Annotated in this window: 29 protein-coding genes; 7 read left to right on the top strand and 22 right to left on the bottom strand. The window is 69.2% G+C overall.

Translation table 11 applies throughout. The features are described from left to right. Window positions 1-10: 10 nt before the first annotated feature. The 6 genes from ACH34T_RS13825 to ACH34T_RS13850 form a co-directional block, all read right to left on the bottom strand. Window positions 11-949: an EamA family transporter gene (locus ACH34T_RS13825; RefSeq protein ID WP_395992479.1), complete on the bottom strand. Its 939-nt coding sequence runs from the start codon at window positions 947-949 to the stop codon at window positions 11-13. A 36-nt stretch (window positions 950-985) separates the two neighbouring features. Then, a complete protein-coding gene (gene rlmB, locus ACH34T_RS13830) occupies window positions 986-1,924 on the bottom strand; it encodes a 23S rRNA (guanosine(2251)-2'-O)-methyltransferase RlmB (RefSeq protein ID WP_395992480.1) in 939 nt (312 codons plus the stop codon). 164 nt (window positions 1,925-2,088) lie between these two features. After that, a complete protein-coding gene (cysS, locus tag ACH34T_RS13835; RefSeq protein ID WP_395992481.1) occupies window positions 2,089-3,486 on the bottom strand; it encodes a cysteine--tRNA ligase in 1,398 nt (465 codons plus the stop codon). A gap of 135 nt (window positions 3,487-3,621) precedes the next feature. Further along, window positions 3,622-4,872 carry an RNA polymerase sigma factor gene (locus tag ACH34T_RS13840; protein WP_395992482.1) on the bottom strand — a complete coding sequence of 417 codons (1,251 nt, stop codon included), beginning with the start codon at window positions 4,870-4,872 and terminating at the stop codon, window positions 3,622-3,624. Next, window positions 4,869-5,225, bottom strand: coding sequence for a YciI family protein (locus ACH34T_RS13845; protein WP_395992747.1), 357 nt, complete (start codon window positions 5,223-5,225; stop codon window positions 4,869-4,871). Before ACH34T_RS13845 ends, ACH34T_RS13840 begins: the two co-directional genes overlap by 4 nt. A 130-nt stretch (window positions 5,226-5,355) precedes the next feature. Then, on the bottom strand, window positions 5,356-6,123 hold the full coding sequence (locus tag ACH34T_RS13850; protein WP_395992483.1) for a DUF6585 family protein: 768 nt from the start codon (window positions 6,121-6,123) through the stop codon (window positions 5,356-5,358). Between the two features lie 125 nt (window positions 6,124-6,248). On the opposite strand from ACH34T_RS13850, the gene ACH34T_RS13855 reads away from it, so the two are divergent. The 3 genes from ACH34T_RS13855 to fahA are packed head-to-tail and all read left to right on the top strand — an operon-like array spanning window position 6,249 to window position 9,560. Next, entirely contained in the window at window positions 6,249-7,409 is a 1,161-nt protein-coding gene (locus ACH34T_RS13855) for a DUF2637 domain-containing protein (protein WP_395992484.1), read from the top strand. A gap of 39 nt (window positions 7,410-7,448) precedes the next feature. Further along, window positions 7,449-8,291: a hypothetical protein gene (locus tag ACH34T_RS13860; RefSeq protein ID WP_395992485.1), complete on the top strand. Its 843-nt coding sequence runs from the start codon at window positions 7,449-7,451 to the stop codon at window positions 8,289-8,291. Window positions 8,292-8,342: 51 nt separating this feature from the next. Next, window positions 8,343-9,560 carry a fumarylacetoacetase gene (gene fahA / locus ACH34T_RS13865; protein WP_395992486.1) on the top strand — a complete coding sequence of 406 codons (1,218 nt, stop codon included), beginning with the start codon at window positions 8,343-8,345 and terminating at the stop codon, window positions 9,558-9,560. 78 nt (window positions 9,561-9,638) lie between these two features. Here the strand turns inward: fahA and ACH34T_RS13870 are convergent, their stop codons facing one another. From ACH34T_RS13870 to ACH34T_RS13945, 16 genes are all read right to left on the bottom strand, one after another. Next, window positions 9,639-11,783, bottom strand: a complete 2,145-nt coding sequence (locus ACH34T_RS13870; protein WP_395992487.1) for an ATP-binding protein — start codon at window positions 11,781-11,783, stop codon at window positions 9,639-9,641. 364 nt (window positions 11,784-12,147) lie between these two features. Next, on the bottom strand, window positions 12,148-13,266 hold the full coding sequence (locus tag ACH34T_RS13875) for a tyrosine-type recombinase/integrase (protein WP_395992488.1): 1,119 nt from the start codon (window positions 13,264-13,266) through the stop codon (window positions 12,148-12,150). 156 nt (window positions 13,267-13,422) lie between these two features. Continuing rightward, window positions 13,423-13,644 (bottom strand): helix-turn-helix domain-containing protein, encoded by a 222-nt coding sequence (locus ACH34T_RS13880; protein WP_395992489.1) that lies wholly within the window; start codon window positions 13,642-13,644, stop codon window positions 13,423-13,425. A gap of 82 nt (window positions 13,645-13,726) precedes the next feature. Further along, window positions 13,727-14,020, bottom strand: a complete 294-nt coding sequence (locus ACH34T_RS13885; RefSeq protein ID WP_395992490.1) for a type II toxin-antitoxin system prevent-host-death family antitoxin — start codon at window positions 14,018-14,020, stop codon at window positions 13,727-13,729. 242 nt (window positions 14,021-14,262) lie between these two features. Further along, complete coding sequence (locus ACH34T_RS13890) at window positions 14,263-14,457, bottom strand: hypothetical protein (RefSeq protein ID WP_395992491.1); 195 nt, start codon at window positions 14,455-14,457, stop codon at window positions 14,263-14,265. Between the two features lies 1 nt (window position 14,458). After that, window positions 14,459-14,638 (bottom strand): hypothetical protein, encoded by a 180-nt coding sequence (locus tag ACH34T_RS13895; protein WP_395992492.1) that lies wholly within the window; start codon window positions 14,636-14,638, stop codon window positions 14,459-14,461. A 2-nt stretch (window positions 14,639-14,640) separates the two neighbouring features. Then, window positions 14,641-15,423: a hypothetical protein gene (locus tag ACH34T_RS13900; RefSeq protein ID WP_395992493.1), complete on the bottom strand. Its 783-nt coding sequence runs from the start codon at window positions 15,421-15,423 to the stop codon at window positions 14,641-14,643. 1,002 nt (window positions 15,424-16,425) lie between these two features. Continuing rightward, the gene (locus ACH34T_RS13905; protein ID WP_395992494.1) at window positions 16,426-16,734 is read right to left on the bottom strand and encodes a hypothetical protein; all 309 of its coding nucleotides are present in this window, start codon (window positions 16,732-16,734) and stop codon (window positions 16,426-16,428) included. A 7-nt stretch (window positions 16,735-16,741) separates the two neighbouring features. Further along, the gene (locus ACH34T_RS13910) at window positions 16,742-16,963 is read right to left on the bottom strand and encodes a hypothetical protein (protein ID WP_395992495.1); all 222 of its coding nucleotides are present in this window, start codon (window positions 16,961-16,963) and stop codon (window positions 16,742-16,744) included. Window positions 16,964-16,995: 32 nt separating this feature from the next. Continuing rightward, the gene (locus tag ACH34T_RS13915; protein WP_395992496.1) at window positions 16,996-17,271 is read right to left on the bottom strand and encodes a hypothetical protein; all 276 of its coding nucleotides are present in this window, start codon (window positions 17,269-17,271) and stop codon (window positions 16,996-16,998) included. Window positions 17,272-17,313: 42 nt separating this feature from the next. After that, window positions 17,314-17,742: a hypothetical protein gene (locus ACH34T_RS13920; protein WP_395992497.1), complete on the bottom strand. Its 429-nt coding sequence runs from the start codon at window positions 17,740-17,742 to the stop codon at window positions 17,314-17,316. A 256-nt stretch (window positions 17,743-17,998) separates the two neighbouring features. Then, window positions 17,999-18,286, bottom strand: a complete 288-nt coding sequence (locus ACH34T_RS13925; RefSeq protein ID WP_395992498.1) for a hypothetical protein — start codon at window positions 18,284-18,286, stop codon at window positions 17,999-18,001. Between the two features lie 681 nt (window positions 18,287-18,967). Next, entirely contained in the window at window positions 18,968-19,318 is a 351-nt protein-coding gene (locus ACH34T_RS13930; RefSeq protein ID WP_395992499.1) for a hypothetical protein, read from the bottom strand. A gap of 41 nt (window positions 19,319-19,359) precedes the next feature. Continuing rightward, window positions 19,360-19,629 (bottom strand): hypothetical protein, encoded by a 270-nt coding sequence (locus ACH34T_RS13935; protein ID WP_395992500.1) that lies wholly within the window; start codon window positions 19,627-19,629, stop codon window positions 19,360-19,362. A 301-nt stretch (window positions 19,630-19,930) separates the two neighbouring features. Next, the gene (locus ACH34T_RS13940) at window positions 19,931-21,085 is read right to left on the bottom strand and encodes a hypothetical protein (protein WP_395992501.1); all 1,155 of its coding nucleotides are present in this window, start codon (window positions 21,083-21,085) and stop codon (window positions 19,931-19,933) included. Next, window positions 21,082-21,501, bottom strand: coding sequence for a helix-turn-helix domain-containing protein (locus tag ACH34T_RS13945; protein ID WP_395992502.1), 420 nt, complete (start codon window positions 21,499-21,501; stop codon window positions 21,082-21,084). The genes ACH34T_RS13940 and ACH34T_RS13945 overlap by 4 nt, the downstream gene beginning before the upstream one ends. Before the next feature lie 603 nt (window positions 21,502-22,104). On the opposite strand from ACH34T_RS13945, the gene ACH34T_RS13950 reads away from it, so the two are divergent. Genes ACH34T_RS13950 through ACH34T_RS13965 form a run of 4 tightly spaced genes read left to right on the top strand, consistent with a single transcriptional unit; the run spans window position 22,105 to window position 24,222 of the window. Continuing rightward, window positions 22,105-22,446: a hypothetical protein gene (locus tag ACH34T_RS13950; protein ID WP_395992503.1), complete on the top strand. Its 342-nt coding sequence runs from the start codon at window positions 22,105-22,107 to the stop codon at window positions 22,444-22,446. Window positions 22,447-22,487: 41 nt separating this feature from the next. Then, window positions 22,488-22,937 (top strand): WhiB family transcriptional regulator, encoded by a 450-nt coding sequence (locus tag ACH34T_RS13955; protein WP_395992504.1) that lies wholly within the window; start codon window positions 22,488-22,490, stop codon window positions 22,935-22,937. Then, window positions 22,934-23,884, top strand: coding sequence for a hypothetical protein (locus ACH34T_RS13960; RefSeq protein ID WP_395992505.1), 951 nt, complete (start codon window positions 22,934-22,936; stop codon window positions 23,882-23,884). The genes ACH34T_RS13955 and ACH34T_RS13960 overlap by 4 nt, the downstream gene beginning before the upstream one ends. Then, entirely contained in the window at window positions 23,881-24,222 is a 342-nt protein-coding gene (locus ACH34T_RS13965; protein WP_395992506.1) for a hypothetical protein, read from the top strand. Before ACH34T_RS13960 ends, ACH34T_RS13965 begins: the two co-directional genes overlap by 4 nt. Window positions 24,223-24,251 lie beyond the last annotated feature (29 nt).

Consider the following 24,251-nt stretch of genomic DNA (forward strand, 5'->3'; position numbering starts at 1 on the left):
GCCGACCGGCTCAGCGGGTGCGGTTGAAGGTCTGGCCGGCGACGAGGGCGCCGAGGGCGATGGTGAATCCGACGATCTGCCAGGGCGCGAGCGTCTGTCCGAGGATCAGCAGTCCGGCCATGGTGGCGATCATCGGGTTGGTGAGGCCGAGCAGGGACACCGACGTCGCGGGGAGCCGGTCGATGCCGCGGAACCACAGCGCGTACGCGATCGCGGTGCCGACGAGTCCGAGGTAGGCGAAACCGAGGACGTTCCCGCCGGTGATGGTCGGCGGGACGCCTTCGAAGGCCAGGGTGAACGGGGCGAGGACGAGGCCGCCGACGGTGAGCTGCCAGCCGGTCATCACGAGCGGCGATTCGGGGCGTCCCCACTTCTTGGCCAGGACGATCGCGGTGGCCATCAGGGACGTCGCGGTGAGCATGGCGCCGATGCCGAGCGGGTCGAGGCGGGCGTCGGAGCTCAGGGTCAGCAGCGCCACGCCGCCGGTGCCGGCGAGCGCCGAGTACAGCACGGCGCGGGCGGGACGGACCCGCAGGACGCCGAGGGACAGCAGCGCCACGACCAGCGGCTGGACGGAGCCGATGGTGGCGGCGACCCCGCCGGGCAGCCGGTAAGCGGCGAAGAAGATCAGCGGGAAGAAGGCGCCGAAGTTCAGCATGCCGAGGACGATCGACTTCCACCACCACTCGCCGCGCGGGAGGCGCCGGGTGACGGCGAGCAGGATCAGTCCGGCGGGCAGCGCGCGGAGCGTGGCGGCCAGCAGGGGGCGGTCGGCGGGAAGCAGCGTGGTGGTGACGACGTAGGTGGTGCCCCAGCTCGCGGGCGCGAAGGCGGCGAGGGCGAGGTCGGTCGTGTAGCTGGTCCGGGGGCGCGGCAGGGCCAGGGCGGCGGTCAACGGGATCACCTCGACGTTCGGGGGCCGGACGGACGGCGGTTGTGCCAACGTCAAGCCTCTGAACGTTAAGACTATTCCCGTTGAAGAAAATCAGCGGGCGCGGAGGCGGCTGACCTCGTAGAGGGCGATCCCGGCGGCGACGCCCGCGTTGAGCGACTCGGCCCGGCCCGGCATCGGGATCGTGACCAGCAGGTCGCACGTGTCGGCGACCAGGCGTCCGAGCCCCTTGCCCTCCGAGCCCACGACCAGCACGAACGCGCCGGACGCGACCTCCAGGTCGGCGACGGCGACGGCGCCGCCCGCGTCCAGCCCGGCGACGAAGCAGCCCGCCTTCTGGTACGCCTTCAGCTGCCGGGTCAGGTTCGTGGCCTGCGCGACGGGGACCGTGGCGAGCGTGCCCGCGGACGACTTCCACGTCCCGGCGGTGACCCCGGCCGCCCGCCGCTCAGGCACGACGACCCCGGCGGCGCCGAACGCGGCCGCGGACCGGACGATCGCGCCGAGGTTGCGCGGATCGGTGATCCCGTCCACCGCGACGATCAGCGGCGCCGTCCCGGTGAGCAGGTCGTCGGGGTGCGCGTACCGGTACGGCTTGACCTGCAGCGCGATGCCCTGGTGGACGGCGCCGTCCGTCATCCGGTCGAGCTCGTTCTTGCCCGTCTCCAGGAGCGGGATCCGCCGGTCGGCGGCGATCTGGATCGCCTCGCGGACGCGCTCGTCGGTGCTGGACATCGTGTAGAGCGTCGTCCCCGGGACCCCGGCGCGCAGCGCCTCGACGACCGGGTTGCGTCCGGTGACCAGCTCCGGGACCTCGCCGTTCGCGCGCCGCGCCCCGGCCGGACGGCCGGCACGCCCGGCGGCGCGGTCCCGGTCGCGGGTCTCGGCGGCGGCCTGCGCGCGGCCGCCGGGGCCGAGCGTCGAGGTGCCGGTGCGCTTGGCGCTCTTGACGGCGCGGGCCTTCTGGCGCTTGCCGTGCCAGTGCCGGTCCTCGGCCTTGGGAGTCGGTCCCTTGCCCTTGCGCTTGGCCATGATCGGTACGCCCCTCGCGACGGTTTGCGGTTCGCCCGCCCTCGTGACTCGCCGGGGCGGCTCGGATTTCAGCGGGACGGCGGCGAACCCCCGCGCACGTCTGATTTTATCCGCCGTGCACACCACAAATGCGCACCGCGCCTTGCACACCGCGCACGCCGGGGTCAGTCGCGCTTGAGTTCCCAGCGGGCGCCCTGCGGGGTGTCCTCGACGAGGATGCCCGCCTCGGACAGGCTGTCGCGGATCGCGTCGGCGGACGCGTAGTCCTTGCGCGCGCGCGCCGCCTGCCGCTGCTCCAGCGCCACCGTGACGAGCGCGTCCACGACGGGACGGAGGTCGTCCTCACCGCCGCGTCCCCAGTGCGGGGAGAGCGGGTCGACGCCGAGGACGTCCGCCATCGCCCGGACGTCCGCGAGGCGGCGCCGGACCACGTCGTGATCGCCGGACGCGAGCGCGCTGTTCCCCTCCCGGACGGTTTCGTGCAGCACGGCCAGGCCGTGCGGGACGCCCAGGTCGTCGTCCAGCGCGGCGGCGAAGGCGGCGGGCACGGCCGGCGAGGGCGCGACCGCGCCGACGATCTCCGAGGCCCGCGTGGCGAAGCCCTCGATGCGCTGGTAGGCGGAGACGGCCTCGGCCAGGGACGCGTCGGTGTAGTCCATCAGCGACCGGTAGTGCGCCGAGACCAGGTAGTACCGCACCTCGGCCGGACGGGCCTTGCCCAGCAGATCGGGCAGCAGCACCACATTGCCGACGGACTTGCTCATCTTCTCGCCGTCCACGGTGAGCAGCCCGTTGTGCAGCCAGTAGCGGGCGAAGCCGTCCCCGGCCGCCCGGGACTGGGCGATCTCGTTCTCGTGGTGCGGGAAGATCAGATCGACGCCGCCGCCGTGGATGTCGAACACGGGCCCGAGGTACTTGGTCGCCATCGCCGAGCATTCCAGGTGCCAGCCGGGACGCCCCTCGCCCCACGGCGTCTCCCAGGTCGGCTCGCCCGGCTTGGCGCCCTTCCAGAGCGCGAAGTCGCGCGGGTCGCGCTTGAGGTCCTCGTTGGGCGTGTCGCCGGTCGACCGCATGTTCTCCAGCTGCTGGTTCGACAGCTCGCCGTAGTGGTCGGACCACGACTTGACGTCGAAGTACACGTCGCCGCCGACCGGGTAGGCGTGCCCCTTGTCGATCAGCCGGCGCATCAGCGCGATCATCTCGGGGACGTGCCCGGTGGCGCGCGGCTCGATCGTCGGGGGCAGGCAGCCGAGCAGGTCGTAGCCCTGCGTGAACACCCGCTGGTTGCCCTCGGCGACCGCGAACCACGGCACGCCCCGCTCCGCCGCGACCGCGATGATCTTGTCGTCGATGTCGGTGACGTTGCGCGCGAACGTCACCTCGTAGCCGGACGCGCGCAGCCACCGCAGCAGCACGTCGTAGATCACGCCCGACCGAAGATGCCCGATATGGGGGGACGCCTGCGGGGTGGCACCGCACACGTACATCCCCACGCGGCCCTCTTCGAGGGGCTCGAACGTGCGGACGCTGCGGGTGCCGGTGTCGTAGAAGCGCAGACTCACGAACACAGGTTATTGGAATCGCGTGTACCTCGTAGCGCAGAGCGCCGCAAGGCGCTATGCCAATCGGTCATAGGGCCCGCCACAGCGCCTCGTGTCCAAGGGCCCGCACAGTGCCTTGTGTCCATCGGAATGTCCTTATCGGGTCAGCCGGGCGGCGCGGGATTCGAGGTAGCGCCGTTCCGGGAGGCTGGTCGTGGTGCGGGCGGCCCGCCGGTACGCCTCCCGCGCCGCGCCCGCGTCCCCCGCCAGTTCGAGCAGATGCGCCCGGACGGCGGCGAGCCGGTGATGTCCGGACATGCGGTCGTCGGCGGCGAGGGGCCGCAGCAGGTCGAGCCCGGCGGACGGTCCGTCCACCATCGCGACCGCGACGGCCTCGTTCAGCGTGACCATCGGGTTCGGCGCCAGGCGCGACAGCAGCCGGTAGAGGGCGAGGATCTGCCGCCAGTCGGTGTCCTCGGGCCGCGCCGCCTCCGCGTGGACGGCGGCGATCGCGGCCTGGAGCTGGTACGGGCCGGGCGGCGACCAGGTGAGCGCGTCGGTGATCAGCGCGGTGCCCTCGTCGATCTCGTCGCGGTTCCAGAGCGTCCGGTCCTGTTCGGTGAGGGGGATCAGCAGGCCGTCGTCGCCGCTGCGGGCCGCGCGGCGGGCGTCGGTCAGGAGCATGAGGGCCAGCAGGCCGGAGACCTCGCCGTCGTCGGGCAGGAGCCGGTGCAGCGCGCGGGCCAGCCTGATCGCCTCCGCGGTGAGGTCGGCGCGTTGCAGGTCGGGTCCGCTGGACGCGGTGTAGCCCTCGTTGAAGACCAGGTACAGGACGTGCAGGACGGCCCGCAGCCGCTCGTCGCGCTCGTCCGGCGGCGGGGGCGCGAACCGGGCCCCGCTCGCCTTGATCTTCTGCTTGGCGCGGCTGACCCGCTGCGCCATCGTGGCCTCCGGCACGAGGAACGCGCGGGCGATCTGCACCGTCGTGAGGCCGCCGACGGCGCGCAGCGTCAGCGCGACCTGCGACGACGGCGACAGCGCCGGATGGCAGCACAGGAACAGCAGGGTCAGCGTGTCGTCGCGGTCGGCGGGGCGGGCGTCGTCGTCCGGGGCGGGGGTCTGGGCCGTCTCGTCGCGGCGCTCCCGCGTGAACACGGCGGCCTCGCGGTCGCGGCGGGCGCGCTCGCTGCGCCACTGGTCGGTGAGCCGCCGCGTCGCGACGGTCAGCAGCCAGCCGCGCGGGTTCTCCGGGACGCCGTCCTGCGGCCACTGGACGGCGGCGGCGAGCAGCGCCTCCTGGACGGCGTCCTCGCAGGCGTCGAACGCCCCGTGCCGCCGGACGAGCGTGCCGAGGACCTGCGGCGCGAGCGTGCGCAGCAGGTCCTCGACGGCGGCGGGGACCGTCACATCTCCGTCCCGGCATCGTTCATGATCGCCCGGACCTCCAGGCGCCCGCCGAACCGGACGTCCGGCCAGCGCTTGGCGATCTCCACGGCCCGCTCCTCCGTCTCGCAGTCGACGGTGAGGTAGCCGGCGAAGTGCTCCTTGGCCTCCAGGAACGGGCCGTCCGTCACGGCCGGCTGCCCGCCCTTCTCCAGGACGGTCTTCGTCGTGGACGGATCGGCCAGCGCCTCCCCCGCGACCCACTCGCCGGACTCGGCCAGCTCCCGCATAATCGCGTCGACCTCGGCGAACATGGCGTCGCGCTCCCGCTCCGTCAGCTCCTCCGCGAAACCGGGACGGTTGTAGATCAGCAGCATGTATTTCACGGTCGTGTCTCCTCGTGTCGTCGATGAGCGGCGGCGGACCCCGGACGGGCCGGCCGTCACCATTCGATCGGAGCGGCGAACGCGTTCTCGACATCCCCGCGAGAAATCCGCGAAAAAATCTTCAGGAAGGTTCGGTCAGGTCTCTGACCTGGTGACACAGTGCCGTGAACGCCAGCGCGTCCGGCATCTGCGCGGCCACGGTCAGCAGGTCCGTCCAGCCTCCGGCGGCGTGCACGGTCACCAGACCGTTGTCGATCTCGACGGCCCGGACGGCCGGCCACGGGACCCGCTCACCGTCCTTCTCGACGCCGTCCAGGTCGACGCTGAACGGGACCAACCGGACGGTCTCCCGCGCCTTCACCGCCGCCAGGTGGCGCGGCACGATCCGGGCGGTGACCTCCTCGGCGACGGCCACCCCGAGGGCCTCCACGTCCGGGATGTCGTCGCCGAACCGCAGCACGCTCCCGTCCTCCGCGACGATCGTGAACGACCAGCGGGTGCGTTCGTCCGGCTCGTCCCGCACCCCGGACACGGTGACCGACGTCAGCTCGTCCCACGCGTAGTCGGCCTCGCCGCCGGGCCCGGTGATCTTCAGGCCGCCGGTGTGGAGGGCGACGACCCGGGCGCGGACGCGCAGCCGGGCGCGTCCGACGATCCAGCCGACCGTGCCCGCGTAGCCCATGGAGACCAGGAGCGCGGGGACGCCCACCCACCACACGCGGTCATGCAGATAGACGACGGCCGCCGGCACGAGGGCCAGCGAGGCCAGGCCCAGCAGCGCGAGCCAGGCCAACGTGCGGCGGCTGGCGGCCCGGCCGTCGAACGTCCGGACCGGCTCGCCGAGGCGATCCCCCGGAATCGCGGCCTCCTCTCGGATGTCGTCGTGCATACCGTACGTCGCCGCTCATATCGCTCGCAGCGTGACGTGATCATCCGGAATGGACGAGCCCGCGGCGCCCGCGCTGGCTAATCTCGCCTAAGACCCCTCAGGCGCCCCTTCCCGGAACGAGAGACATGCCAGCAGATCCCACCCGGCCCTCCTTCACCCCGGCGCAGCGGCGCCTGCTCACGGCCCTCGCCGGCCTCCTCGTCGCCGCGCTGGCGGGCGCCGCGTACGCGCTGACCTACGACGTGCTCCGCGAACTCGCCCTGCTCGGCGGCGTCAGCGACCGCTGGGCGCCGCTGTACCCGGCGATCGCGGACACCCTCACCGCGATGACGATCCTGTCCCTGGCGATCACCCGGAACGCGCGCTGGTGGACGCGGCTGCTCCGCTGGACGCTCCTGCTCCTCCTCGTCGCGGGGGGCGCGGCCGTGGCCGTCCAGGACTCGGTCTGGGGCATGTCCGAGCTGCCCCGCGACGCCGTCCGCGCGGGCGTGGCCGTGGCGCCGCACATCATGCTGGTGTTGGCCGTCTGGCTGTGGCTGACGATGTTCAAGCAGATCCGCGTGGCCCGTCCGGCCGCCGACGACGCCGCGCCCGTCGAACCGCAGCGCGGCCACGTGAAGGTCCTCGAACCGGCCGCGCCCGAGCCGTTGGCCCTGGAGGCCCCATCGCACCCTGAACAGCCGGAGCCCCACCTGACGTCCCCCGACCTGACGTCCCCTGACCTGGCGGGGTTCGGGGCGGGCGAGGCCGATGGGCCGGAGGCCGACACCGGGCCGGAGCCGCCGCTCCCCTTCCTGGACGACGATCCCGAGCCGCTCATCCCCTTCACCTCCGAAGAACCGCAGACCTCCGGGCCCGCCCCAGACCTCGATGTCGAGGACGACGCCGCCGAGACGCCCGAGCGGAGCCCTTCGCCCGAGCGGAGCCTGTCGCCTGATCAGAGTCTGTCGTCCGAGCCGGACCCGCCGCCGCTGGACACCCTCCCCGAGCCGCGCCCGAGCCTCGACCCCCCGGCCTCCCCGCCCGCACTGCTGCCCACCGACGTCGAGCTGGTCAGGACCCGCGATCACGGCGGCGCGGAGGAACGTCCGGTCGCGTCGACGACCCGTCCCGACCTGGTGATGCCCGGGCCCTACGCCGGTGACGCCGACGAGGACCATGCCCAGCCCGCCGACCGCGCCGAGGACCCCGACGCCGGCGACGCGGAGGACGGCTCCCCGGCCAGGGACGTGAATCCGCCGCCGTCGAGCAACTTCCGCAGCGGCCCCACCCCGCCCGCCGACTGAACGGCGTGACGGGGCCCGGCAGCGGGGTACCCCCACGCCATGGGCGCCCTACTCGCTCGGCTGATCGACGACGCCGCGCTCGTCCCGCCGGACGCCGCGCCGGACGTCCCGCACGAGGCCCCGTCTGGACGCGTCCCGATGGACGAGGCACTGGCGGCGCACCGTGAGACCGCCCGCGACCCGGCCGCCGGACGGTTCCTGTGCCCGGCGTCGCGGTTCGCCGAGCTGCGGGAGCATCTCGTCCCCGAGGACCTCCTCGACCTCGGCGTGATCGCGGACACCGGGCTCGACGACCTGCCGGAGACGCTGGACGCCGTCCGCGCCGAGCCGCGCGTCCGGCCTTCGGCGGTGCTGATCGCGCTTCCCGAGGACGCCGACCAGGCCCGGACCGCCGCCGTCACGATCGCCCGGCTCCCGTCCGGCGTCCCCGCGCACATCGAGGTGCGGCGCTCGCCCGGATGGCGGGACGCGCTCGACCGCATGTCCGCCGCGCGGGACCACGGCGTCCCACTGGGCGCCGTCCACCGCCTGGACGGCCCGGCCGCGGACACGGCGGCGTTCATCTCGGCGTGCGCCGAACGCGGCCTGCCCTTCACCTGCGCGGTCTGTCCGCATCGCGCCGTCCGGCAGCGGGACCACCACAGCGTCCTGAACGTCCTGCTCGCCACCGCCCGCGCGGCAGCCGCCCACGCGGAGCACGGACACGCCGACGACGTCCGGCAGGTGCTCGAACGCACCGACCCCACGGGCCTCGCCGCCGACCTGCTGGCGCTGACCGGCGCCGAAGCGCGGGCCACGCGGCGCCTGCTGCTTTCGTTCAGCACGCCCGGCGCCCGCGCCGCCCTGTCCGCGCTCGCCCTGATCAGAGCGCCCGCCGCCTGACCCGGCCCGCGCCACCGGATGAAAGGGACGCGCCGGGGAAGATATGGCTCCATGACGACCGATTCGTGGGTCGAGATCGACGCGGACGGCGGCTTCGGCGTGGAGAACCTGCCGTACGGGATCTTCTCGCGCCCGGGCGAGCTTCCCCGCGCCGGCGCGGCCATCGGCGATCGGGTCCTCGACCTGGCGGCGATGTCCGAGGCGGGCCTGGTCGAGGACCGCCGCTACTTCGCCTCGGGTTCGCTGAACGCCTTCATGGTGGCGGGACGCGCCGCCTGGGAGACGAACCGCGCGCGGCTCGTCGAGGTGCTCACCGACGAGTCGTACCGCGACCAGGTCGAACCGCACCTCATCCCCGTCGCGGACGTGGAGCTGCGGCGCCCCTTCGAGGTCGCGGACTACGTCGACTTCTACTCCTCCGAGCACCACGCCAGGAACACCGGACGGATCTTCAACCCGCGCGACGAGCCGCTGCCGTCCAACTGGAAGCGGCTGCCGATCGGCTACCACGGGCGCGCGGGCACCGTGTACCCGTCCGGGACGCCGATCATCCGTCCGTCCGGGCAGCGCAGGACGCCCGGCGAGCCTGAGCCGTCGTTCGGCCCCTCGCTCCGGCTGGACTTCGAGGCGGAGGTCGCGTTCGTCGCCGGGGTGCCGTCCGTCGCCGGGCGCGGCGTCCCGACCGGCGCGTTCCGCGACCACGTGTTCGGGTTCGTCCTGCTGAACGACTGGAGCGCCCGCGACCTGCAGGCCTGGGAGTCGCGGCCGCTCGGCCCGTTCCTCGGCAAGTCGTTCGCGACGTCGATCTCGTCCTGGGTCGTGCCGGTCGCCGCGCTGGAGCCCGCGCGCGTCGCACCGCCGGGACAGGACCCGTCCCCGCTCCCCTACCTGCGCTGCGACGAACCGTGGGGCCTGGACCTGCACCTGGAGGTCCTGATCAACGGCCAGGTCGCCAGCCGTCCCCGCTTCGCGTCGATGTACTGGACGTCGCCGCAGCAGCTCGCCCACGCCACGGTCAACGGCGCCCCGCTGCGCACCGGCGACCTGTTCGCGTCCGGGACCGTCTCGGGCCCCGAACGCGACCAGCGCGGCTGCATGCTGGAGCTCAGCTGGAACGGCCAGGAACCCCTGCCGCTGGGCGACGGCACCGAACGCACGTTCCTGGAGGACGGCGACACGGTCACGATCCGGGCCCAGGCCCCGGGCGCGTCCGGTTCCCGCATCACCTTCGGCGAGGTCACCGGCACCGTCCACCCCACGCGCGCCTAGCCCACCCTTAGCCCGCCCTCCGGCCTCCGGCCTCCGCTCCAGACCGGCGCACTCCACCTGCTCCAGGCCCGCCCGCTTCTAGTCCGCCTGGGTCGGCAACGCTCGCGTGAGGTCTTGTTCGGCCCGCGCGTCGAGGCGCTCCCAGCCCGCGAGCGCCCGAGCGAGCTCGTCACGATCACCGTGCAGGCGCCAGCGGGCCCGGGCGAGGCAGGCCGCCGCCCACCCGTTCTCCTCGGCGAGCGGAGCGGCGGACGCCACCAGCTCCGCCGCGTCCGGAAGCCCCGCCGCCACGGCCAGCTCCGCCCCCGCCGCCCGCGCGTACGCCAGGTACGGATCCAGCGGCGTGTCGACGGCGAAGGCCTCCCGCACGAGGGCCTCGGCGCCGTCGAACCGTCCGTCATGGACGGCCAGCCGCGCGTCGACGAACACCGTGACCGCCGCCGTCCGAAGCGGGGCGCCGCCCGCCACCTCCCCGGTCCGGGACCGCCACAGCGCGACCGATCCCGGCTCCCCGAGCATCCCGGACGCCAGCACGGTCGTGCACACCGCCGGAAGCATCCAGCCCGGCGCGGGCCGCCCCGCCCGCTCCCACTGGTCCCACATCCGCTCGGCGTGCCCGATCGCGTCGCGGAACCGTCCGGTCAGCGCGAGCGGCTGGACGAGGCGGCTCGCCGTGATGTGGGTGTCGCTCAGCAGGTCGTCGTCCATGCCCGCGCGCGCCGCCGCCATCCCGCCGCGCAGTTCCCCGGCCATGATCGCGTAGACGCAGGCCCGGCCGTAGGTGTTGCAGATCTCCGGCGCGCAGTACGGGTCGTCGCGGTCCATGGACGGCAGCAGGTCCAGGCGTTCCCGGGTGATGCGGTCGGCGTCGCGGAGCCGTCCGGCCCGGAGCGCCGCGGTCGCCGCCACGCACAGCCCCGAGCTGATCAGCACCGGGTCCGCGGTGGTCCGGGCCGCGGCGAGGGCGGACGGGGCCGACGCCGGGTCCGGTGCGCCCCTGTCCGGCCCGTCCAGCCAGGCTCGCGCCACGGCCAGGCACGCCGCCACCTCCGGATCGTCCACCCGCTCCGCCTCCGCAGCCCCGGCCGCTCCGGCCGCCTCGAAGGCGTCGGTGAGGAGGCCGCTCAGGCGCTCGCGCGAGACGTCGGTCTCGAACGCCTCAGGGAACCGGCACGCCGTCTCCACCGCGCGCGCCAGGTCGATGGCCCGGCCGCGCGGGTCCCCGGCCCGCCGCGCCTGCTCGGCCGCCTCCAGCAGCAGCTCGAACACATGCTGGTTGGACGTGGTGCTCACGTGCGCGCACCCGGCTCCCGCCCGCAGGTCCGCGGCCGCCGAGGCGGCGTCCGGCGCGATCGCGGCGGCGGTCCGGTAGTGCGCGAACGACTCCAGCAGGTGCCGGCGGGCGAACGTCAGGTGCGCCAGCGCGCTCGCCAGCCGGTGCGGCACCTCGCCCGGACCGCCCGCCCCCGCCAGCGCGAACCGCAGGTCCGCGGCCATCGCGTCGAAGTCCTCCCGCCACGCCGGGTCGCCGAGCCGCCCCTCCAGGGTGGACGCCGCCGACGCCGCCCAGCCCAGGTGGCGTTCCCCGATCTCGTCCTCCTCACCGGCGGCGGACAGCTGGGCCCGCGCGAACGCCCGGACCGTCTCCAGCAGCCGCCACCGGCTGACCCGGCCGCGCACGTGCACCACGAGGCTCTTGTCGACGAGCCGTCCGAGCAGGTCGGCGACGCCCGCCCGGTCCCCGCCGACCGCGGCCGCCGCGTCCATGTCGAACGCCCCGGCGAACACCCCGAGCCGCCGGAACAGCGTCTTCTCCTCCTCGTCGAGCAGGTCATGGCTCCAGGACAGCACCGCGCGCAGCGACCGGTGCCGCTCGTCGCCGCCGCGCCCGCCCGACAGCAGGCGCAGCGCGTCGTCGAGCGCGGCGAGCAGCCCCGTGGCGCCCAGCGACGCGCCCCGCGCCGCCGCCAGCTCGATCGCGAGCGGCATGCCGTCCAGCCGCGCGCACAGGCCCGCGACCACCGCCGGATCCGCGACGAACCGCGGATCGGCGGCGAGGGCCCGATCGTGGAACAGCGCCTCGGCGTCCGACCCGGGCAGCGGGGCGATCGGGACGCTGCGCTCGCCCGGCACGCCCAGCCGCTCCCGGCTCGTCACCAGCACGCGCGTGCCGGGGCAGGCGGCCAGGATCCGCTCGGCGAACGCGGCCGCCTCGTCGATCACGTGCTCGCAGTCGTCGAACCATCATGATCGTTCCGGCCGAATCAGACTGTTGACGTGCGGCGCAGCGATCTGGGCAACGTCTCTCACTGGAGCCCCGTGCATGATTCCGTCATGATCCCTAACGCGGTCATGCGCGCGACGTCTCGTCGCCACTCCCGCCGCGGTCACGCTGTGTCGTCCTCGACGTCCCTCGACGCGCTCTCGACGTCGACCAGCGACCGGACGTCGACGGCGACCGGACAGCGTCCCTCGACGTCACTGGGCGCGCTCTCGACGCTGCGCAGCGACGGAAACGAGAAAGGTCCCGAACCTTCCCCGTGTCGAGGAGAGTCCGGGACCCTTGGTCCGAGTGTCCGGGAGCGGACTACGCCGCCTTAGCTGCGTGATGATGATCGGGCAACGACTGACCGCAGGTGAAGCACGTTCCCGCCTGGACGTGTTCGCGCTCCCTCGACCACGCCATACGAATGGCGGTATGCGCATCGGGCGCAAGATGCGCGTAGCGCTGGGTCGTCTTGGGGTCCTCATGTCCTAGGACGCGCTGAACCTCATACAGGGGCACCCCCGCCTGGACCAGCCAGGACGCCGCAGTACGGCGCATGTCGTGGAGCGTGCCGCGCTTGACCGCCGCGCGCTTGCATGCGGCATCGATGCGGTTTTGCATGGTTTCCCCGTGCAGCTTGACGCGTCCAGCGGGAACGAACACCAATTCGTCACCGTCGCGTCCGGAGATCAGGTCACCGAGCGGGCCATACAGCCACGGCGGAATAGAAATCGACCGGTTCGCCGCCTCGCTTTTGGGGACCTCTTTGATTCCGTGATTGCGTGTCTGAACTTGCGTGACGTAGATCAGCCCTTGGACGAGATCCACGTTCTTGACCGGGAGCCCGGCGAATTCGCCGTATCGGAGCCCCGTCCGCACGACGAATTCAAACAGAAGCGCGTCGGTTCCCCGAAGTTCCGAGATGATTTTCTCGGCTTCCGCTTGCGTCCAGAAGAATATCGGCTTTCTGGGAAGCGCGGGAATTTGGACACCGCGAACGGGGTTGTAGTCGAGTCGCGTCGGGATGGCGTCGCCGAGCATTTTGGAGAACAGGTCACGGCATGAGGTGATGACGAACGGGGACTTACCGCCGTCGATCATTTCCGCGACCCACTCGCGAACGTCTTCGGGGTTGATCTCGTCGAGGGTCCATCCGGACCACTTGGGCTTAACGTGGGTGTTCCACGTGTTGCGGTCCTTGTCTTTGGTCGTCTTTGCGACGGTGCGTCCCTTGCTCCATTTGTCGTGCCACTCGGTGACGGTGATCTTTCCGGCTCGGGGGTCGCGCTTGGACATTGTGCCGCGCTTGGCGTCATAGTCGTTTCCGGCCTTGGTGGCGGCTGACTTGAGTCGGAAGGTGCCGAGACTGCGCTGGCGCCCGTCCGGGCCGGTGACGAGGCACTGATAGCGGCCTGACTTTAGTCTGCGGACACTCGCCATGATGAGGCTCCCTGGGGGTTGACCTGCGATTGTGTACGGATGGTATGTCAGGGCACGTCCGTACACAAGCGCAGGTAGACGATCCTGGGCGGCAGGGTGGGACACAGGAGGACCGCCCGCCGGCGGCGGCACGGCCACCGATCAGCGGCGGGACAGTCAGGGCACGCTTGGACGGCCGACGATGAACGCGGCTAGATCAGCCTCGACGACGCGCGTGCGGACGCGTCCGCGTCCTATGTCGCGGGCGGGTAGATCACCGGACGCAATGAGGCGGTAGACAGTGTTTTCGGAGCATCGCAGACGGGCGGCGGTTTCGGGGATGGTAAGCAGTTGCGCGCATCCCGATTCGGGAACGGGACGCTGTCTGTTCTGACTCACACTGACAGGCTATGGCGCGTATTGGCGGAGGCAAGCGCGCAAACCTCGCCTTTCGTTTCCGTAGGCGAGTGATCCCGGCGCGTTACTCGTCGTCGATGAGCGCGACCGGGACGATAGCGGCGAGTGGCGTTCCGCGCCGCGTGATCACGGTGACTTTGTTCGTGGTATGCGCTAGGTCGACCAGTTCAAAGAACCTGGGTCGCGCGGCTCGGATTCCGAGCGATTCGGCGTCCGCTGAATCTGTCACCGCTCTTGCGCCGGTGATGGCGGCGACCGGACGTCCCCGATCGGTGAGGACCGTTGACGTGCCGCCCGCCGCGCTGTCGACGAGCGCGGGCAGTAGTTGGCGGGCACGGTCCACCCCTAGACGTTCCATAGGTCGTCATCCTGCCACGGACGCGCGCTGGTCGACGTCGAGAGCGCGTCTCAGACTGTCCCCGTGGGAATCCGTGGGAACGGGTGGGAACGTCCGTGAGAGGCCGAGAGGGGCTGTCTGGTCGTTCTCGACTTCCGGCCGCCGCGCGACGTCGAGGACGCGTCCAGGGACGTCAAGAGCGCAGACAGCGCAAAGGGGATCACCCGTCTATCGGGTGATCCCCTTGTGCCGATTCGCGAGGTCTAGCGCGGGATCGCGTCCCGCATGCTGTACCCCGGGCATTTGCATTCGCGGATACGGTGCGGCATCTCATCCCGGTCGATACGCGCGCCCGCTTCATTCATAGCGTCGGTTTCTCCGAACTTGTGGTCCACGACGAACCAGTCCTCGACGCCGCGCTGTTGAACTTCGAACCAGATGGTTTCTAGGTGAGGCATGTCATTCGTCCTTTCCCGTGCCCGTTTTACGCTGCGCCTCAGCAATGGTCTCGTCTATGTGCTTTCGGATGATCTCTGAGCGGTTGTCCGTTCCGTGCACGATGATGCACGCGTCGCGGTAGGCGTCCCATTTCTCGTCGCTGATTCCGCGAATGTGTCGCGGGTCGGTGCCCCTGGACATGGCTAGTTCCGTCCCGCCTTCCCGTGCTCGGTCCGGATGAGGTTGATTGCCTCGGTCGCGGTCACATTGAACCCTAGGTCGGTGAAGGGCGCTCCCAATTCGTCGGTCTCGAATCGGATAAGCGTCCATGCGTCGGGTGAGCTGTATTCGCCGTCCCAGTCGTCGCCGCGCTGTATCTCGATATGCGACGCGTCCGGAAGCGGAACGCGAATGAGCATCGTCGCGCCGCCCGTGTCCTCGACGGCATGCGCAATTTCTTCCGTGTCGAGGAGAGTCGCCATGTAGTCGAGCCCCTGAACGGTCGCGGCCTGTGACCGATAGTCCTCGATAACAAGGGGGTGCGGCGTCTCCGACAGTTTGTCGAGGAGGGTCCGAAGATGCGGAGTAGCGTTCGTTTCGCGACCGACACCGTTTATGGATTCGTCGAGGATCTCGCAGACGGCTGCGCATTCGTCGTCGGACAGGTCAACGGTCGTGACCTCACTCGTCCGGGTCTCGTACGCGTCGTAGAGCTTGCGCTCGGCGCTGATCAGCGGAACGTGCTTTTCGTGGGTCGCGCACGCGAACAGTTGCCCGCCGTCGACCGTGATCACGGGAAGGGGCGGGTCCCCGTTGGCGAGGTCCGCCCAGCAGATGACGCATTCGGTTCCGTCGCGCTGTCCGGGGGTCAAGCTGTTGACGTCGAGGGTGCCGCCCGTCCGGTAGCGTCCGGGCCCGTCCATGTACCTCGCGACCACGCCCCACCCGTGGAGCGCTTCATAGTTCGTTAGTTCGCGCGCCGTCATGCCGCTGTCCCCTCTCATCTAGGTGTAACTACACGCTAGGCGGCGGGGCGCGTCGCGCCTCCACGCCGCGGGGTGATGAGGCCCCACCGTTACCCCCTGGACGGCGAGAGCACGTCGACGGCGCGTCGAGGGGACGTCCGCTGGTCGTCCTCGACGTCCGGGCGCTGGTCGACCTGGGCGACGTCGAGGACCGTCGAGGGACGCTGTCCGGTCGCTGCCCGACGTCGACAACACGTCGAGAGCGCGTCGAGGACGTCTGTCCGTCGACGCGCCCGCGATTCAGTAGAGACCGTGTCGGATCCGGTGCCGTGGCCGGCTCCGAAGGGAGTGGGCGGGGCACATGACCGATGGGTGCCCCGCCCACTCGACTGGACCCGGACGGCGTTTCCCCAACGGGGAAGGGAAACGCCATCCGGGCGGGGACAGACTGTCCGCGGGACGTCATCCGGCGGAGGTGGGACAATCACCGGGCGTCCGCACGCGAAACAGTTACCGCCCCCTACAGCGGCCGCCCCCGGGGTTCTGGGAGTCAGGGACGGCCGCCGCTCTTAGAAACTGTAACCGTCGCGGAGCCGAGCCAGATATTCCGCGACGTCCGGCGCGCGGAGACTCCCGAGATATTCGGCCAGGGCCGGTACCGGTAGTTTTGCCGTATGCGGTTCGTGGAGACCGTGCGGGCACAGTCCCCGGACGTTCACCGTTTCGGTTGGGTGATGCGCGACCGCGCATGGTGGACAGATGGGGATGACCGCGGTTCGGCCGGTTAGTTCCAGCGCGGCATCGGGCATGTGCACCGTCCGGGGACAGTAGACGCATTGTGTTTCCGTGCCCGGCAGATTCCCTTGCGCCAGGTCGTCGCAGATGATGAGAGTTCCGTCTATTCTCATTGCCGTTCCATTCCGTGGCGCGGAGGTCGGGGACGCGCCGGGTTGTGCACCGGCGGGCGGTCTATCGCCAGCCCAGGCCAATAGAGACCCCACCGCCCGCCGGTGGCTTGTGTGACTAGTCGTCGGACAGCGACACGAATTCGACTCGGTCGGCCTCGGGCATTGTGTAGAGGTAGCCGCACAGCAGACACTCAACCCGCACGCTGATTTCCTCATCGTCGGTGGTGAGCACCTCGGTTAGCGCGGCCTGCTGATTCGGACCGAGCCATATCGGCGCGTGACAGATACGGCATTCGGCGATGACGGAATCCGGCGCGGGCGGGGGGTTCAGGTCCTTTGTCGCCGGGTCGAGTCCGAGCGAAACGAGCCGATCACGGTACGCGTCGTTGATGACGGGCCGCCCGAGCAGGACGACGGGAAACATTCGCCGATCACCTTTCCGTCTGATCAAGCGTTTGTAGGGACAGGTCGATTCCGGCGCCTGTCGCGACGGCCCATCCGGTGAGCAGCCCAAACGGGCCGGGGAAGATGCATACGGACGCGCCGACGCCGGTTGAGATGACGAATAGGCCGAGGATGAGCCGCGCCCATATGTGCCAGGTCGCCGAATCGGTGTCGTCCTGCTCTGGTTCCGTACTTTCGATGTACGCCATGAGCCACTCGCCGTACGGGTCATCGTCTCCGGTCATAGGTTGTCGCCGCGCCGGGCCATTCGCGCTATGCGCCATAGCGTGAGGATGTGGAGCCGGCCGAGCGCGGTACGCGTTTCGACGGGGAACGCGGCGGAGAACCGCGTGATTTGCACGTGGTGCGGTTGGGTGAGGATGTCGCGCACGTCTTCCACGCGGGTGTCTTCGGTGTCGTATCCCTCTGTGTAGCGTGCGACGCGGACATATCGCGCGGCTTCGCTGATCGCACGGGCCTTTTCCTCACTTCGGGGGGTGGACGTTCGGGCGTGCATTCCGTTTCCGGTGGGGCGCCATTGCATGACGTGGTGCTCTTTCTACGGGGTTTCGTCGAGGGCGATTACCGTGCCGGTGTGCGCGTTGACGCACCGGCGGCAGAATTCGCCCCGGTTGTCGTCGAGACAGGTCGATACCGTGAAGCACAGCGGGCATACTCCGATGCGGTCGCCGAGCATTCCGGTTTCCTGGAGTTCGACGATAGCCAGTTTCGCGAGGAAACTGGACGTGCGCGCGTTCAGGGCGCCGGGCATTTCCGGCGGGGCGGTGTTGCTCGTCGCCCACCACACGAACCATTCCCGTAGCAGTTCGACGGGATCGGCGTATTCCGGCGTGCAGAGGAACAGCGCGGTTCGAGCGTGAAGCGAGTTCGGCATACGGTCGGGCGCGGTTTCGGTTTCGGCCCACCAGTTTTGCCAGTGGCGTACCAGGTGCCGCGCGGTGGTCGGCGCGGCCGTTATCGTCGTCATCGTTTTTCGCCTCGGCTGATTTTGTTCTGTAGCGACACCCACGACCCGCTATGTCCCAGCAGTCGGGCGAGCATTCCGCACGTGTATCCGCTTTGCCGGTGGAACTCCGATACTGCGCGGGCCCGTTCGGTGCGGAGCCGCACGATTTCGTTTTGACGGGTCTCGATCTCTCGGTCTATGAAGTCGCTGAAACCGCGTAGTTCCTCGGCACGTTGCGCCCAGTTGTAGGCGTCGCCCGATGGTTCGCCGCTGTTGCTCACGGCATGCCGCCGGCGGGGGTGGCCTCGTGCGCGCCCGTGTGCGACGCTGCGGCCTTGAAACGCTGGACGGTGAACGCGTGGCCCTGTTTCGCCGCTCCGTGCGTCATGTGGCCTTCTACGGTCTGTTCCATGACGACCGACGTTGTTTCCCAGAGCGGAGTTATCGGGGTTCCGTGGTCGTCGGTTTCGGCGTGAACGGTGAACATGGTTCTCACTTCGACGACCAGTCCGGGCCGTACCTCAATGATGTCGGTCGCGAGCGTGCGGCTTTCGGTGTCTCCCATGAGTTCGGAGGCTTCCTCCGACTCGATCGGGGTTCCGTCTAGTCCAAACCAGCCCATGTCGGGATGTCCCTTTGTGAGGTTCGGAAAGAGTGTGAAAGGGATGACCGGTCCCCGCGATTCCGCGGGCTCCCTGCGGGAGAGCAACGGGGTAAGAGCCCGCGGGGATGTGTGACCCGGCGGGGACCGGCCGTCAATGGTGAGAACAGTGCACCGGCGCGGGTGTGGGATGTCCCGGCGGCGGCCGAGATGCCTAGCCGCCCGGCGGGCGCATTCGATCCTCAGCTAACGCGACGTCCGGGAGCGTCCGCCCCTGGTTAAGTCGCACCCGGACATCACGTCGAGGGCAAGGGATCGTTGCAGCGTTCGCACCGGACGGCCAGCGCCACCAGGACGCGCGCCGGTGCACTGTTCCCGGAGCCGCGCCGGCGGTGCAAGGATCCTCCCCCCTATTACGGGTTCCTTGCATCCGTGGACGGGGCGCGGCCCGTCTGGAAAGCATGCGGGGTGTTCTGTTGTGATCGTGACCTTTCGGGAATGTTCCGGGCGGGCGCGACGGTTGCAAGGGATGGAACTAGCGTCGGTTTCGCTGGTTCCGTATCGGCACCCGCCCGGATCATTCGAGCGCTGTCTATCGATGATCCGTCACGGTGCCCGTTCTCGTTTCGTCATGCGCCTGCCTTTCTAGTTCGCGACTCTGAGAAAACCGGTTTCGTCGGCGCGAATCGCGAGAATCTGACTGATCATCGCGACTTCGTAGGGAAGTTCCGTCGCGTCGCGGAGCATCATGTAGGGATGCGCGCAATAGCTTTGGAGGATCCCCCCTCGGGCGTCGAGTCGATACACGTTTCCGGAGTAGCCGACGGCGACCAGGAACCGGCCGCCGTTAGACCCCGTGATCTCAACGCGGTTATGTTGTTTAAGTCGCTGCCGGTTTTCGTCGTCGAGCAGGTCCAGGAGGATCCGGCGCGCTTTCTCGGCGAGCATCTTGCGTTTCTCCGCGCGTTCCTCGATTGACGCGCGGTCCCGCTGCATACGCGCACACTCGGCGCAGCCGGGCGCGCATGGCATGCCCTCTAGCCACCCTGGAGCGGCCGCGTGATGACGATGACGGCCGCCTCGGGGTCGAATTCGCGTATCTGTTCCCCGCCGCTCTGCGGGTCGTCGGCGCGGTACGCGATTGCGCCCGAGGACATGTGCGCGGCGAACGCCTTACGCGCCTGGTCGACCTTTTCAGCGTCGCCGGGCGTCCATCGGACGTCGGCGCTCGGGTCGGTGAGGTCGTGCATGATGCGCTCCGCGGGCGGGTCGTGTTCGCCGATGCGCTCGGTTGCGACGCTGGTCATTGGGGTTGTTCCTTTCCGGGACTAGCAGCCCCTTCTACGATGCGGGCGGGTTCCCGCATCCGTTGTGGGTAGGTCGCTGATCTGTTGCTGTTGACCTACCACGACACCGAGCCGGAACGATTCTCGATTCGTGTCCATGCGGCGGATCACGGCGAGACTTCCGGCGGTGGGTGAGCCGGCGACTAGCAGAACCCAGCGCAACTCCTCCACCCAGGAGGGGAGGGCGTAACCCATCCACTCCATGAGGAAAAGCATTAGCGCCCCGGCTACGCATACACCGATGAGCAGAGACAGAATTCGACTACGGCGAACCGTCACGGCGGCCCCTCAGCTTTGCTATTAGGGCGGTTGCGGCCCTGTTGAGCTGGTCGGAGAGTTCCGCGACCTCGACGGCGAGCGGCTCCAGCTCGTCACGCTCTTTGAGCATCGTTTCGTGCTCGCCGAGAAACCCCAAGACGTCCTCAACTGAAATCCGTTTGGGATTCTGCGCGTCGTTGCGCGTGAGGTCTGCGGCGGTCGGGTTCACCCCCTTGTGACCGCGCGGGGTGATGTCCTGCGGGGTAACGCTGGCACCGGTCGATGCCGAGTCGACCGGCGGCGCCGCTGGAGGGGCGGCGGGAGCGGATATGACAGCGGGTGCGGCGTCCGCGCGCTGGATGGCCTGTTCCTTCACGAAGTAGACGGAGGGCACGACCGGATTACCGGCCTTGACGCTTACGAGACGTCCGTCCGCGGTGAGGATGCTTCGCACGCGGTTCAGTAGGTACGTGAACTGTCGCTTGTCGAGCCCCTGCAACTCGGGGTAGACGTCGGTCATCTCGTCGCCGAGCCGCCCGACCCATTGCCATCCGGTCGCACCCTTGTTGGTGGTGCGGTTGTCCGGATTCTGCGCGGCTTTCTGCTGTAGGTGCCAGTGCATGTATCGGGCGACGTCCCGAACGCTCCCAGTGGTGACCTGGGGACGTTCTGGGCGGTCGTCGGTCGAGGGGGCGGCGCTCGGGGACGTCGGCACGGAGGCGGACGACTGCGCGACCGTCGCGGGGGTGGACGTCCCAGCCGAGCCCGCGGGCGGCTGCGCTGGAGTCTCGCCGGCCCGTGCCTCACGGACGGCCGCGCCGTCATCGAACCTGACGAGCCGCGCAACGTCGCTTACCTGTGGCATGGGTTCCGTCACATCCTTACCGCGCCGCTTCTTTTTCTTCCTGCGTTGCTGATTGGTTTTCGCTAGTGGATCGTGCCAACCGAGGTTGCGTCTTAGCTTCCGTCTGGTCGTATGCAATTGGTTGTAGTCGCCGGGGGTGCCGGGCAACGTGACACCCCGTCCTACCGGTCTGCCGTTCGCGTCGGCCCGGAACGCACGCCGGTGGCATTTTGACGTGCGTTCCTCCGGGACGACGAAACCCGGCGTCGCATTGATTCGCCCGATGAGCTGATCAATGTCTTTGCGGCTGGTCACGGCAAAGGGCTCGATTCCTCGGGATCGCGGTCCACGCGCGCCAACAGGGTTTCAATGAACCTGATGAACCGATGTTCCCTTGCTCTTTCCTCCCTACGCCATTCGCCGATCAGTTCCAACTTTGCGCGGTCGTTCAGCTTGTCTGACGCAAGAATCTCGTTCAAAGCGTCGTCGCCGCCGACCAGTTCGTAAGGCTCGAAATGCCCGGACTCGACGAGCAGCGTGCGCACCGACACGCCCAGGACGGGAGCCAGTTTCCGCAACATTGAGTTACTCGGCTGGCGGTTCTCGGATTCCCACCGGGAATAGACGCTGTGATTGACGCCGAGACGCCGGCACAGATCGGCCGGTCCGGTGATATCGGCGTCCCTCATCGCTTCGGAGAGAAACGACATCCAGCGAGCGGGGTCATACATGGGGCGGTATCTCCTCTCAGCACCCGGTAACTGTGCGTTGGTGGCCAGTCGCCCGACTTGCTTGCGGACACGGACGCTAGCGATCACCGCCGAGGGGGTCAACCCCCTGACCGGCGCGAGTTTTTGTCACTATGTGAACACGTGACGTAACGGACATGTCGAGAGTCTCCGCACGTCAAGGGCTTGAGGCCGCCCGCAGGTCCGTCCACAACCACTGTCAGGACCCCCACCGAAACCCGTGGAAGATCACGGGTGTTGCGCGCTTGCATCCATGCAACGTGTCCGGTCAGTCTGGGCCGCATGAGCGTAGATTGTCCGAAACATCCCCTTATGCCCGACCGATGCGTCACGCTGTGCACCGTCACCGAGCGCAACCGACCGGAAACCGGTCGCCGGGACGTCGAATCCCCCCGCGGACAGCGGTAGCGGGCCCGGCGAACGTCCTGCACGAATACCCGCCGGCCGACGTCGAGAGCCGCTGATCATCTCACCAAATTGGACATTTGCGGGCATCGGCCTCGGCTCTTTATTGACGGGTCATCCACTTGTCTGCATGCAAGGCCCGACATCATCCGACCGCACCCCGTCACGAAAGTCCCCCGCATGAGCCGTGAACGCGCAAAAGGAACAGCCGCAGAAACCGCGATAGTCACCCATCTACAGCGCCACGGCTTCCCGCATGCCGAGCGCCGCGCCGGTGCCGGACGTCTGGACCGCGGAGACATCGCCGGAATCGTCGGGGTCGTCATTGAGGTAAAGGCGCACGCCCGTACCGAGCTGGCCGCATGGGTCGACGAAACCCGACGCGAAACAGTGAACGGCAAAGCCGACTACGGCGCGGTCTGGCACAAGAGACGCGGAAAAGGTGATCCCGCCGATTGGTTCGTGACCCTCGACGGCGACACCTTCACCCGCCTACTCCGCAACGCCCTCGGCATCGACTAGCCATCTATCAGCACCAGCACGGAAACCGGGCAACAACGGCGATGTTTGACTACCCGCGCTTTGACCTCGACGACGACCCGCCCGAATGCGTAAACGAACCCGACATCTTCTTTCCACCCGCGTTGCATCCCCTCGGCGTCGACGAGGCCCGCGCCAAACAGATCTGCGGCCGATGCCGATACCGGAAACAGTGCCGCGATTACGCCACCCACCACGGCGAAACCGGTATCTGGGGCGGCACAAACGACACAGAACGCGCCACGGGCACCGACGCGACCCAGGACCCGCCAAGGCACGGAACGCGCCGCATATCGCGATACACGCTTTACGAGGTTACGCAAATGATGATCAGCAGAGACGGACTGACCGTCCGCGAATGCGCCGAACGGCTCGGGCTCTCATACGATCACGTGAACGCGACCCGCCGGACCGTCATGCGCGAAATCGCCGCCGGGCAATGGCGGCCCTCGACGCGGAGCGGTGCCCGATGACCGCGCCCGCCGCATCGACCATCACCAAACGTGGCCGCTATTACATCGACACAGTCAACGGCGGCCGCTATCCGTCCGTCACCACCGTGATTGATACAGCTCTGTCTAAACCGGCGCTCAACACCTGGTACGCCAAACAGACCGCGGAACGCGCGGTCGACCAGATGGCCGAGCTGGGCCGGCGGGTACGGCTGGACGGCGTCGAGTCCGCCGTTAAGTGGCTCGCCGCCGCACCGCGCGACGCCGCACGGTCCGCCGCCGTGAAAGGGAGCGACCTTCACGACCTGGCCGAGCGGCACGCACGCGGCGAAGCCCTACCGGTCGACCTGCACAGCGACGTTAAAGCGATGCTCGCCCACTATGAAACGTTTCTCGCCGACTGGTCCCCGGAAATCGCGCACACCGAGATGACCGTTCTTAACCGGACCCTGGGCTACGGCGGAACAGCGGACGCCGTCATGCGCCTACCCGCCTATGCCGGGCTCCCGCTCGTCGCCGACTACAAAACCGGTCGCACCGGTCCCTACGCCGAATGGGCGGTTCAACTCGCCGCCTACGCAGCCGGTGAATGCGTCCTCACCAAAAGCGACGACCGGCGCCCGAAGATCCACGAATCGGCCATGCCCGCAGTCGACTCGACGCGCGCCCTGATCCTCCGGATACGCCCGGACAGCTATGAACTCCATGAGGCCGACCTATCCGGACTCCTCGACGTGTTTACCGCCATGCTCCGTATTCACGCGTTCACCGAGACGGTAGGGCCGTTCACGCGTCGACTTCCCGCCCACGAGTCCGGCGCCTACTGGGCGCGTCGGATCAGCGGCGCCCGGACCGTCGAGGAACTCCATGTGATTTGGGCCGATGCCGTGGCCGCGTCGCGCTGGGACGACGACCTACTGAACCAGTGCGCGGCACGGAAGGCGGAAATAGTCAGGGGGAACCCGTGAACGTCATCACGACGACCGACGCCGACGCGACGCGCGATTTCCTGAACGCCGCGCTCACCGAGGTTCGTAACCGGCCCTGGATCCAACACGCGACCCGCCGAGAGTCAGACGGCGGGGTGTGCGCCACCGGTGCGCTATTCGCCGCGCAGGTCACCGCGCGCCGGCACGGCCAGGCGGTGTCCGGCTGGTGCCTACTCGACGCGCACGACCGGCTAGAGAGAGCCGCGACCGCGCTCACCGGCACGGAGGTCACTATTCCGATGTTCAACGATTATCACGCGCAAACGAAACTCGACATCATCCGACTTTATGAAATGGCAATCGCCGACTGTCTGTAGAACCCGACCCGCGACGACGAATAAGGGAG

The sequence above is a fragment of the Actinomadura sp. 9N215 genome, assembly GCF_044326345.1.
Classification (GTDB): Bacteria; Actinomycetota; Actinomycetes; order Streptosporangiales; family Streptosporangiaceae; genus Spirillospora.